The sequence below is a fragment of the Rhodococcus sp. EPR-134 genome, assembly GCF_001647205.1.
Classification (GTDB): domain Bacteria; phylum Actinomycetota; class Actinomycetes; order Mycobacteriales; family Mycobacteriaceae; genus Rhodococcus_F; species Rhodococcus_F qingshengii.
The window spans coordinates 1-11,191 of sequence record NZ_LVCT01000243.1 but is presented as its reverse complement, the minus strand read 5'-3'; the positions used below and the strand labels follow the sequence as shown (position 1 = coordinate 11,191).

The 11,191-nt window shown below is 64.0% G+C and carries 9 protein-coding genes and 1 pseudogene; 2 read left to right on the top strand and 8 right to left on the bottom strand.

The annotated features are described in order from the left end of the window. The 5 genes from A2J01_RS35745 to A2J01_RS10635 all read right to left on the bottom strand — a co-directional run. The coding region (locus A2J01_RS35745) for an adenylyltransferase/cytidyltransferase family protein (protein ID WP_156519239.1) at positions 1 to 69 on the bottom strand (69 nt) is incomplete at its 3' end. After that, on the bottom strand, positions 66 to 632 hold the full coding sequence (rsmD, locus tag A2J01_RS10650) for a 16S rRNA (guanine(966)-N(2))-methyltransferase RsmD (protein ID WP_030535425.1): 567 nt from the start codon (positions 630 to 632) through the stop codon (positions 66 to 68). The genes rsmD and A2J01_RS35745, both read right to left, overlap by 4 nt. Continuing rightward, on the bottom strand, positions 629 to 4,033 hold the full coding sequence (locus tag A2J01_RS10645; RefSeq protein WP_003942675.1) for a pyruvate carboxylase: 3,405 nt from the start codon (positions 4,031 to 4,033) through the stop codon (positions 629 to 631). The genes rsmD and A2J01_RS10645 overlap by 4 nt, the downstream gene beginning before the upstream one ends. Positions 4,034 to 4,153: 120 nt before the next feature. Beyond that, positions 4,154 to 6,415, bottom strand: coding sequence for an ATP-dependent DNA helicase RecG (gene recG, locus A2J01_RS10640; RefSeq protein WP_003942757.1), 2,262 nt, complete (start codon positions 6,413 to 6,415; stop codon positions 4,154 to 4,156). Positions 6,416 to 6,488: 73 nt separating this feature from the next. Continuing rightward, positions 6,489 to 8,198, bottom strand: coding sequence for a DAK2 domain-containing protein (locus tag A2J01_RS10635; RefSeq protein ID WP_003942755.1), 1,710 nt, complete (start codon positions 8,196 to 8,198; stop codon positions 6,489 to 6,491). 333 nt (positions 8,199 to 8,531) lie between these two features. On the opposite strand from A2J01_RS10635, the gene rpmB reads away from it, so the two are divergent. Together rpmB and A2J01_RS10630 are read left to right on the top strand one after the other, a co-directional pair. Beyond that, positions 8,532 to 8,723, top strand: a complete 192-nt coding sequence (rpmB, locus tag A2J01_RS35065; protein WP_003942669.1) for a 50S ribosomal protein L28 — start codon at positions 8,532 to 8,534, stop codon at positions 8,721 to 8,723. 131 nt (positions 8,724 to 8,854) lie between these two features. After that, entirely contained in the window at positions 8,855 to 9,649 is a 795-nt protein-coding gene (locus tag A2J01_RS10630) for an enoyl-CoA hydratase-related protein (protein WP_003942812.1), read from the top strand. Between the two features lie 66 nt (positions 9,650 to 9,715). Here A2J01_RS10630 and A2J01_RS10625 read toward each other — a convergent pair whose 3' ends face one another. The 3 genes and pseudogenes from A2J01_RS10625 to A2J01_RS36345 all read right to left on the bottom strand — a co-directional run. After that, complete coding sequence (locus A2J01_RS10625) at positions 9,716 to 10,387, bottom strand: uracil-DNA glycosylase (protein WP_007729326.1); 672 nt, start codon at positions 10,385 to 10,387, stop codon at positions 9,716 to 9,718. Further along, complete coding sequence (locus A2J01_RS10620; protein ID WP_007729328.1) at positions 10,387 to 10,908, bottom strand: gamma carbonic anhydrase family protein; 522 nt, start codon at positions 10,906 to 10,908, stop codon at positions 10,387 to 10,389. Before A2J01_RS10620 ends, A2J01_RS10625 begins: the two co-directional genes overlap by 1 nt. Positions 10,909 to 10,917: 9 nt before the next feature. Beyond that, positions 10,918 to 11,191, bottom strand: a pseudogene (locus tag A2J01_RS36345) (thiamine-phosphate kinase); the annotation flags it as partial.

Sequence of the window (11,191 nt, the reverse complement as noted above, 5' to 3'; positions counted from 1 at the left end):
TCTTCCGATTACGTCGAGGTGACCGTTGGTCACAGGGTCGAAGGATCCGGGGCAGACGGCGCCAGTCATGAGTCCAGACCGTAGCAGGTGGCCAGCTCGATGCGGGCTTCACCGTAGTTCTTGGCCTTGATCGGCTCGTAGCCCTGAGGCCACACGGTCTCCGGCGAGCGCGACGATCGTTCGAGTACCACGATCGTGCCCTCCCCCACCCATTTGTTGGCCTGCAGATCGGTGAGCATGGACACGACGGCCTCGTCGGTCACCGCATACGGTGGGTCCGCGATCACGATGTCGTATTCACGCGCGCTCGGACCCGAGACCACGGCCGCAACCGGAGCGGCGCGAACCGTCGCCCCAGGCAACGCGACAGTGCCGATGTTCGCCTTGATGACGGCAGCAGCCTTGGCATCCGATTCCACGAGAACAACGTGCTCGGCTCCCCGCGAGAGCGCCTCGAGGCCGAGAGCACCCGAACCCGCAAAGAGGTCGAGAACCGCGCACCCTTCGAGATCGATGCGCGCTTCGAGAGCACTGAACAGCGCCTCACGAACCCGATCCGACGTCGGACGGGTGCCGCTCGGCGGGACTCGCAGGCGTCGACCGCCCGCGAGTCCCGAGATGATGCGTGTCACTCTGCGGCGCTCTCCCCCGTCGAGACGACTACCAGCAGGTCTCCGCCCTCGACCTGTTGGACGGCGCTGATCGCGATCCGAGAGACGACGCCGGCGCGCGGCGAGGTGATCGCCGCTTCCATCTTCATTGCTTCGATCGTGGCCACGGTGTCGCCGGCCTCGATCTTCTGGCCTTCCTTCACCGCGAGCGTCACGACGCCCGCGAACGGTGCCGCCACGTGGCCCGGGTTGTTCTTGTCGGCCTTCTCCGCCACCGGTACGTCACTGGCAATGGAGCGATCGCGGATCGAGACCGGGCGCAATTGACCGTTCAGGATGCACATGACAGTGCGGTAGCCGCGCTCGTCGGGCTCGGAGATCGCTTCGAGACCGATGATCAGCTCAACGCCGGGAGCCAACTCGACGCGGTGTTCGTCGCCGCGCCGCAAACCGTAGAAGAACTGGTTCGCCGAAAGCCGCGACGTGTCACCGTACTTCTCGCGGTGTTCGAGGAATTCCTTTGTCGGGCCGGGGAACAGCAGACGATTCAGCGTCGCCTGACGGTCCTTCGACGAGCCCTCGAGCAGCACCTCGTCCTCAGCGGACAACGTCGCTTCGGGCTTGGCCTGGCCACGTCCTTCGAGTGCCTTGCTGCGGAACGGTTCCGGCCAACCACCGGGAGGCGTACCGAGTTCACCGCGCAGGAAGCCCACCACGGAGTCGGGAATGTCGAACTTCGCCGGATCTGCGGCAAACTCCTCCGAAGGCACGCCGGCGCCGACAAGGTGGAGGGCGAGGTCGCCGACGACCTTCGACGACGGCGTCACCTTCACGAGATGCCCGAGCATGCGGTCCGCGTCGGCGTACTTGGCTTCGACCTCTTCGAACCGGTCGCCGAGACCGAGAGCAACGGCCTGGGTCCGGAGGTTGGAGAGCTGGCCTCCCGGAATCTCGTGCGTGTACACGCGACCCGTCGGCGCCGGCAATCCGGATTCGAACGGCGCGTACACCTTTCGCAGCGCCTCCCAGTACGGCTCGAGGTCGCACACGTTCTGCAGGTTCAGTCCGGTGTCGAACTCGGAGTGCGCGGCAGCGGCGACGATGGCCGAGAGCGCAGGCTGGCTGGTGGTTCCGGCCAGTGCCGCGGAAGCACCGTCGACTGCGTCGGCGCCCGCCTGCCAAGCGGCGAAGTACGTCGCCAGCTGTCCACCGGGAGTGTCGTGCGTGTGAACGTGAACCGGCAGATCGAAGTTGCTGCGTAGCGCGGTCACCAGCTTGGTAGCTGCCGGAGCGCGCAGCAGGCCTGCCATGTCCTTGATCGCGAGCACGTGAGCGCCGGCATCGACGATCTCTTCGGCCAACTTCAGGTAGTAGTCGAGCGTGTACAGAGTTTCGTTCGGATCCGACAGATCACCGGTGTAGCTCAGCGCCACCTCCGCGAGGGCCGTTCCGGTCTCACGCACCGCGTCGATGGCAGGGCGCATCTGGTCGACGTTGTTGAGCGCGTCGAAGATTCGGAAGATGTCGATGCCGGTGTCGGTGGCTTCCTGAACGAATGCGCGCGTGACCTTTTCGGGATACGGCGTGTAGCCCACCGTGTTTCGACCGCGAAGAAGCATCTGGAGGCAGATGTTGGGAATCGCCTCACGCAGTGCGGCAAGCCGGTACCACGGATCCTCGTGCAGGAAGCGAAGTCCCACATCGTAGGTCGCGCCGCCCCAGGCTTCGATCGAGAGCAGTTCCGGCGTCAACCGCGCAACGTGCCCGGCAACTCCGAGCAGTCCGCTGGTTCGAACTCGCGTGGCCAACAACGACTGGTGCGCGTCACGGAAGGTGGTGTCGGTGACGCCGACGGCCTTCTGCTCACGCAGTGCCTTCGCGAAACCTTCGGGTCCGAGTTCGAGCAGGCGCTGACGGCTACCGGCAGGAGGAGGCGTCGAAAGATCGATCTTGGGCAGCTTGTCCTGCGGGTACACCGCCGAGGGCCGCTCACCGTGAGGCTTGTTGACCGTCACATCCGCGAGGTAGGTCAGGATCTTCGTGCCGCGGTCTGCCGAAGAACGCAGAGTCAGCAACTGAGGACGTTCCTCGATGAAGGAGGTCGTCACACGTCCGGCCCGGAAGTCCGGGTCGTCGAGAACCGCCTGCAGGAACGGAATGTTGGTCGAGACACCACGAATGCGGAACTCGGTGACCGCGCGGCGAGCTCGCGCCACAGCGGCTTCGAGGTCGCGACCGCGACAAGTGAGTTTGACCAGCATGGAATCGAAGTACGCTCCGACCTCGGCGCCGAGTGTGGCGCCACCGTCCAAGCGGATACCGGCTCCGCCCGGGGTGCGGTACGCGGTGATACGGCCGGTGTCCGGGCGGAATCCGTTTGCCGGATCCTCGGTCGTGATGCGGCACTGCAGCGCCGCGCCGCGAAGCTTGATCGTCTCCTGTGACAGACCAAGTTCTGCAAGCGTCGAACCGGACGCGATCTTGAGCTGCGACTGGACCAGGTCCACGTCCGTCACTTCTTCGGTGACGGTGTGCTCGACCTGAATTCGCGGGTTCATCTCGATGAAGACGTGGTTGCCGCGCTTGTCGAGAAGGAACTCGACGGTGCCCGCGCACGTGTATCCGATCTCCTTCGCGAAGGCGACGGCGTCGGCACAGATCTTGGCGCGCAACTCTTCCGAGAGATTGGGCGCCGGAGCGAGCTCGATCACCTTCTGGTGGCGACGTTGCAGCGAGCAGTCACGCTCGAAGAGGTGGATGACGTTGCCCTGCTCGTCGGCGAGGATCTGCACTTCGATGTGCCGCGGGTCGATGACGGCCTGCTCGAGGAAGACCGTCGAATCGCCGAAGGCCGATTCCGCTTCGCGCGCTGCGGCTTCGATCGATTCCTTGAGCTGTGAGCGCTCCGCAACACGGCGCATTCCGCGCCCACCGCCGCCTGCGACAGCCTTGACGAAGAGCGGGAAGGTCATGTCCTCGGCGGCTGCGAGCAACTCGTCGATGTCCGCTGACGGCTCCGAAGACGCGAGCACCGGGAGACCGGCGGCCTTTGCCGCTGCGATGGCCCGAGCCTTGTTTCCGGTCAACTCGAGGATCTCGGCGGACGGGCCGACGAACTTGATGCCTGCCTCGGCACACGCCGCCGACAAGTCCGGGTTCTCGGAGAGGAAGCCGTAACCGGGGTAGATGGCGTCGGCTCCGGCGCTCTTGGCGGCGGCGACGATTTCCTCGACCGAGAGATACGCGCGAACGGGGTGACCCTTCTCGCCGATCTGGTAGCTCTCGTCTGCCTTGAGACGGTGGATCGAATTCCGATCCTCGTACGGGAACACCGCGACGGTTCCGGCACCTAGTTCGTAGGCGGCGCGGAAGGCACGGATCGCAATTTCGCCGCGGTTCGCGACGAGCACTTTGGAGAACATTCGAGAAAACTACCCCGATTTCATCTTGCGTCTACATGCGGAGTCTCATATTTCGGACTGAATCGAGAAACCAACCCGGCGGTCCTCGTGCTATTCGATTTCAGCTTGTCGTCATACCCTTCACGACTTCTCGAGGTACTCGATCCGGTCGGAGTCCAGGGCAGCGGTCACCATGGACGCGAGGGCGGGATGACCGTCGAGCGACGGATCGGAGTCGACGATTCCCTGAGCGAACTCCCTGGCGGACTCGAGGATGTCTCCATGGGCCATGAGGGAAAGCAGCCGCAGATTCGAGGTTGTGCCCGACTGCGCCGCACCGAGGATGTCTCCTTCACGTCTGGTCGCGAGGTCGAGTTGAGCCAGTTCGAACCCGTCGTTGGTCGCTGCCACCGCCGAGAGCCGCTCGTACGCCGGTCCCCCGGGATTGCTTCCGGTGACGAGGATGCACAGTCCCTGGTGTTTCCCTCGACCGACGCGGCCACGCAACTGATGGAGCTGACTGACGCCGAACCGCTCGGCGTCGACGATCACCATCACCGTCGCGTTCGGAACGTCGACACCGACTTCGACAACGGTCGTACAGACGAGGACGTCGATGTCACCGACGTTGAACGCGCTCATCACCACGTCCTTTTCGTCGGAAGGCAGTCGACCGTGCAGCAACCCGACTCGCAGATCGGCCAGCGGACCACTCGACAGCTCTTCGAAGACGTCGACCGCCGACTTGGTCTCGGGCTGCTTCTCCTCGGTGAACTGATCTTCGCCTGCACCCTGCTCGCCGTCACCGATCCGCGAGCACACGACATACGCCTGACGGCCGTCGGCGACGTCCTCACGGATTCGTTCCCATGCGCGATCGACCCACTGCGGCTTCTGCTTCGCGGGCACGACACTGCTCTTGATCGGGGTTCGCCCACGTGGAAGCTCTCGCAGGGTCGAGACCTCGAGGTCGCCGAGCACGGTCATGGCGATGGTTCGCGGAATCGGCGTTGCCGTCATCACCAGCAGATGCGGACTCAGTCCTTCACGGGCACGTGATCGCAACTGATCACGTTGCTCGACGCCGAAGCGGTGTTGCTCGTCGACGACAACCATGCCGAGGTTGAAGAACTCGACGTTGTCCTGAATGAGCGCATGGGTACCGATGACGATCCCGGCGTCGCCGGTCACGGCTTCGAGCAGAGCTGCGCGCTTCGCAGCGACTGGCAGCGAGCCGGTAAGAAGGGCAATACGGGTGGAATGTTCGGCAGAACCGAGTTCACCACCTGCAGCCAGCGAGCCCATCATCTTGCGCAGTGATCGCGCGTGCTGATTTGCCAGGACCTCGGTGGGTGCGAGCAACGCGCACTGATAACCCGCATCGACGACCTGCAGCATCGCGCGCAGAGCCACGATCGTCTTGCCTGACCCGACCTCGCCCTGAAGAAGGCGGCTCATCGGGTGTGGGCGGGCAAGGTCGGTGGAGATCTCCTCCGCGACTGCTTGCTGTCCCTCCGTCAGAGTGAACGGGAGCATCTCCTCGAACTGGTCCGCGATCCCGCCGGCGACCGGAGCGCAGGCTGGAGCCACACGCTCGGAATTGTCGTGACGACGCATCGCGAGGACCAACTGCAGAGACAGCGCCTCGTCGAAACGCAGACGATCCTGTGCTCGTTCGATGTCTTCCTTGGTATCTGGCAGGTGAACGGTGCGCAGCGCCTCGTCCAAACCGATGAATCCGTGCTCGGCCCGAGTCTCGGCGGGCAACGGCTCCTCGATCGGATCGAGTTGGTCGAGCACTTGCCGCACGCACCGCATGATGGTCCAGCTCTCGACCTCGCGGGTCGCCGGGTACAGCGGGATCAACGCGCGGTCGAAGACGGACAGATCGAGTTCGGCGCCGGGATCCTGATTTGCGCGAGCCAGGCCCGCAAGGTCACCGGCTCCCTTGATGGATGCAAGCGGAACTACCGAATCCTCTTCGCCGACACGAGGTTCCGGGAGAATCAGGTAGCTCGGATGAGTGAGAGACCACTTGCCGCGGAAGTACTTCACCGTCCCGGAGAACATCGCCCGAACGCCGGGCTTGATGACGTGCCGCACCTTCTGCGGGTTGAAGAACGTGACGTCCACGGTCTGCGAATCAGTCGCCAGCGATACTCGCAACATCTGCCCCGGACGGTTCTTCATCTTCACGACGGCGGCCGACGCCACACGCGCGATGATGGTGATGTGCTCACCCTCGGGCGGCTCCTTCTCGGCAAGTTCCTTGCCTGCCGACGCGTACCGGTGTGGGTAGTGACGCAGCAGGTCCTCGACGGTGCGGATCTCGAATGCCTCGTCGAGCGCGTCCGCGGTCTTCTTTCCCAGCAGCCGATCGAGTGGGTCGGCGAGCGTCGCCATCAGTTCCTCCAGCACAGTGTCGCGGTAAGCACACGTGTTCGTATATCAGCAGTCACCGACAGACCCGGTTCGATCACTCCACGCCCAACTGGAACAGGTCACCCGGCTGATCACCCTGATAGACGAGCACGTCGACGCCCGGGTGGTGCGCGACGACGTGCGCCTCGAGCTGCCCGGCCAGGTCGTCCGGCGCGTCGGCGCCCATGAGTAGGGTCACGAGTTCGCCACCGGATCCGAGCGCGAGGTCGACCAGTCGCGCACTCGACTCCGCGACGTCGGGACCGATGAGCACCACCTCGTGCCCCATCAGACCGATCGCGTCACCCGGATCACATGTCCCGACGTAGGTCAGCGAACGCTCGACCGCGATCCGCAACGATCCCCAGCGCGTGGCGGCCGCCGCCTCGGACATCGTGAAGCCGTCGTCGGCGACGTTGCGCTGAGGGTCGTGAACGGCAAGTGCTGCCAAGCCCTGGACCATCGACGATGTCGACAGCAGCAGAACCTGGTGAAGCGGATCGCGTGCAGCGGCACTGACTGCGACGAGTTCCTGCGCGGTCAAAGCTCCGTTCGGAAGCACCAGAACTTCGCTGCGTTCCATCTGACGAATGCGGCCGAGCAGTTGTGCGCGTGTCACCGGCGCATCGTCGCACCGAAGAACCGTCGCACCCTCACTCTCGAACAACGCCGCCGCGCTGTCACCGGCAACGACGGCCAGTACGCCGCGCGCGCCGGCCCCGGGGAATCGCCTCTCCGCCCGTGCCACCAACTGGTCGCGTTCGTCGACGAGAAAACTGCTGATGCGAATACCGTGAACCTTCCCGGCCTCGAGGCCGGCTTCCACGGCTGCACCGGCATCGCAGCAATGCACGTGCACCGACCAGCCGCCGAAACCGTCGCTGACGATGACCGTCGAATCTCCGAGGACGGACAGCCGCGTGCGCAGCGCCGTCATGCGATCGTCGTCGGAGTCGTCGACGAGGTACATGACCTCGAAATCCTGTTCCGAGTGATCACCACATTCGATCGGGCTCTTGTGAGCCCAATCGTGATCGAATGCGCTGACGTCGACAACTGCGCTCGACCTCGGGTCCGGCGTCCCCAGATCTTCGCGAACCTGCGGCTTCCCGGTCAGCACCTCGACAAAGGCGTCGAGGATCAGAACCAGACCGAATCCCCCGGCATCGACAACCCCGGCGGACGCGAGAACGTCCAGTTGCTCCGGCGTCTTGTTCAGTGCGACCGCAGCGGCGTCGGCAGCGGCGGCAACCACGGATGCAAGATCCTCGCCGCTCGGTGTCCTGGTGTCGACGCACTCCTGCGCTGCTTCTCCCGATGCGCGCAATACCGTGACGATGGTGCCTTCCACCAGATCGGAGACAGCCCGAGAGGCCAGCGTCGTCGCCGTGGTCAGCGAGTTCGCGAAGCTTCGGCCGTCGATGTGCTCACCTTGAACGCTCTCGGCGATGCCCCGGATCACCTGGGAGAGGATCACTCCGGAATTACCGCGAGCACCGGACACGGCGCCCCGAGCCAGAGCGTTGGCGACGCGGCCCGCACTGCGGACGTCGTCCTCGATCGTCTCGGCGGAATCGAGTGCAGCCCGCATCGTGAACAGCAGATTGGTGCCGGTATCCGAATCAGGGATGGGAAAGACGTTGAGGCTGTTGATCTCACCGCGACGTTTCTGGAGGCTGTCGACCGCCCGGCGGGCCCAGCGCCGCAGCAGATGTCCGTCCGCGACGGATTCCGCTTCCTCGGCGACGCGTTGCACTTCCCCCACTGACGGTTCCCCTCGACGATGGAAAGACTGACGATGAAAAAGAGATCGGTGATCGGTGCAGTCGAGGGTAGTCCGACGCTTCTGCGCAACCGTCATTACCGGGCGGTTTGGCCATTCGGGCCGGAAGCGGTTACTCTTACACGGTTGCCTCGAACGGGCTACACGAAATAATGCTGCACTTTGTTTGTTGCTGATTGACTGTTTTCACGTTCGGCTGCACAGTGAGCGGTCAAGGATCGGTTCGAAGTCGAGTATATTCGGATTGTAATTCTGGCTGCCCTACCGTGTAGGGTAACCACTTCAATATTCATTTCTAACAAGGAGTTCGCGACTATGGCTGCCGTCTGCGACGTATGCGCCAAGGGGCCCGGCTTCGGTAAGTCGGTCTCGCACTCGCACCGGCGTACCAATCGTCGCTGGAACCCGAACATTCAGTCTGTTCGTACCGAGGTTGCCCCGGGTAACACCCGTAAGGTCAACGTGTGCACCTCCTGCCTGAAGGCAGGCAAGGTCGCTCGGGGCTGATTGCCCGAGCACAAACTATTGCAGGCTCTGCCCCCGTCACTTCGGTGACGGGGGCAGAGCTGTATCTATGTGGCTGTATCTATGTGTCCCCGTGTTTCGTATGGCTGTCGGACACCCGTAATGTGCGTTGAGTGACTTCCATCGATGACCTGAGCAAAGTGACCCTCGACGAGGGCGTACTCCGCATCACCATTTCCACCGCCGCCAACGGCACCTCCCTCGACGACGAAGGACTGGTTCAGGGCGCGCAGGCGCTCGAGACAGTCGGAAACGACATCGGGAGCATCCTTCTGGTCGGCGAAGGCGCAAACTTCTGTGCCGGCGGCAACGTCCGTGCGTTCGCCGCAGCCCCTGACCGCGGCGAGTACGTGGCCGAGGTTGCCCGCGTCTTCCACGTGTTCGTTCGCGCGCTCGACGCTGCGACCGCTCCAGTGGTGGCCGGGGTCCACGGATGGGCTGCCGGCGCCGGAATGAGCCTGGTCTGCCTCGCCGACGTCGCAATCGGCGGCACCGGCACCAAGCTTCGCCCCGCGTACCCCTCCATCGGTTTCACCCCGGACGGCGGAATGTCGTGGACGCTTCCACGCATCGTCGGCGTGGCACGCGCTCGCGAGATTCTTCTCAACGATTCGGTGATCGGTGGCGACGAAGCCGTCCGCCTGGGGATCCTCACCCGACTCGTCGGCGACGACGAGGTCCAAGAAGAGGCAGCTCGCCTCGCCCGCGCTCTGGCCAACGGACCGAGTACGTCGTACTCGGGAATCAAAGCACTGCTGCGTTCGTCCCGGACGAACTCGCTCGCCGAGCAACTCGACGCCGAAGCCGCGTCCATCGCCATCGCAGCGAACAGCCCGATCGGACGCGAGGGCGTCGACGCGTTCGTCGACAAGCGTCGGCCCGATTTCACTTCCGCAAAGCAGGCCTAGTCGAACTGCCGTGCCGAACGTCGCGACTCGACGTTCGGCAGGCCGGTTCGTGCAGACACCGTTCGATCAGCCCAGATTCCAGTCGACCGGATCGGCTCCGAGTCCGGTCAAGAGTTCGTTCGCACGACTGAAGGGGCGCGAACCGAAGAAGCCACGCGAGGCCGAAAGCGGTGACGGGTGCGCGGATTCGATGATCGGTGTGTCGCCGAGCATCGGCGCGAGAGTGGCCGCGTCACGACCCCACAAGATCGCCACCATCGGCGACGACCGCGCGACCAGAGCGCGGATAGCCTGCTCGGTCACCGGCTCCCAGCCCTTCTTACGATGAGAAGCGGCTTGACCCGGCTGCACGGTGAGAACGCGATTGAGAAGCAGCACACCTTGTTTCGACCACGGTGTCAGATCGCCGTTCGGCGGTATCGGCAACCCGAGATCCTGGTGATACTCCTTGTAGATGTTGCCGAGACTTCGCGGAACCGGCCGCACGTCCGGTGCAACCGAAAAGCTCAACCCGACAGCGTGACCGGGCGTCGGATAAGGGTCCTGACCGACGATGAGCACTCGAACGTCCTCGAAAGGGTTCGTGAACGCACGCAAGACGTTCTCCCCCGCCGGCAGGTACTCCCGTCCCGCAGCGATCTCTTCGCGCAAGAACTTACCCATCGCGGAGATCTGCTCCGAGACCGGTTCGAGTGCCCGCGCCCACCCTGGATCGACGATCTCTGCAAGCGGCGCCATCAGTCGAGCCTGCGCAACGCGTCGCGGTAGTACGCCGCATTGGCTGCGTACATCTTGACGTTTCCGTCGAGGTGGCCGAGCGGAACTTCGTATCCCGCACGGACCTTGGCGGGCACACCGAGTGCCATGCTGCGCGGGGGAACCTGCATCTTGTTGGCCACCACCGCACCCGCGGCGACGATCGACCCCGTCCCGATCACCGTTCCGTTGAGAACAACTGACCCCGACGCGATCAGGCAATGGTCCTCGATGGTCGATCCCTCGATGTGCGCGTTGTGGCCCACGACGCAACCGGAACCGATGACAGTCGCATCGATGGCGGTGCAATGGATGACGGTTCCGTCCTGGATGTTCGATCCGATTCCCACCGAAATGGTTCCGTAGTCACCACGCAATACCGCTTGCGGCCAGATCGAGGTACCCGCTGCGAGAGTCACGGCGCCGATCACCACCGCGTCCGGGTGGACGTATGCGTCCGGATGAATGTCCGGAACTCTGTCTCCAAGTGCGTATACAGCCATGAAAGCAACCTATACCGCGGTGGTACCGGTGGTCGAAAAGCTGTGCCAGCCCCCGTCGCTCTCGCGAAGCGAACCGTCGACGCTCACGCCCGAACCGGCGGCAACCTCACCGATCACGATCCAACCCGACGGAATCTCGACCTCAGGCCCGAAAGTTGCTGCGAATCCGTGATCTTCACCACCGGAGAGGATCCAGTCCAGCGGATCGACGTCGAGCGCCTCGGCCGCCGATGCGACATCCGGTGAGGTCGGAACCGCAGCCGAGAAGATGTCGAACCGCACG

Excerpts from the sequence above, each read along its gene's own strand:
- A2J01_RS10645 (WP_003942675.1), bottom strand. The coding sequence starts at position 4,033 with ATGTTCTCCAAAGTGCTCGTCGCGAACCGCGGCGAAATTGCGATCCGT.
- recG (WP_003942757.1), bottom strand. The coding sequence starts at position 6,415 with ATGGCGACGCTCGCCGACCCACTCGATCGGCTGCTGGGAAAGAAGACC.
- rpmB (WP_003942669.1), top strand. The coding sequence starts at position 8,532 with ATGGCTGCCGTCTGCGACGTATGCGCCAAGGGGCCCGGCTTCGGTAAG.
- A2J01_RS10625 (WP_007729326.1), bottom strand. The coding sequence starts at position 10,387 with ATGGCGCCGCTTGCAGAGATCGTCGATCCAGGGTGGGCGCGGGCACTC.
- A2J01_RS10620 (WP_007729328.1), bottom strand. The coding sequence starts at position 10,908 with ATGGCTGTATACGCACTTGGAGACAGAGTTCCGGACATTCATCCGGAC.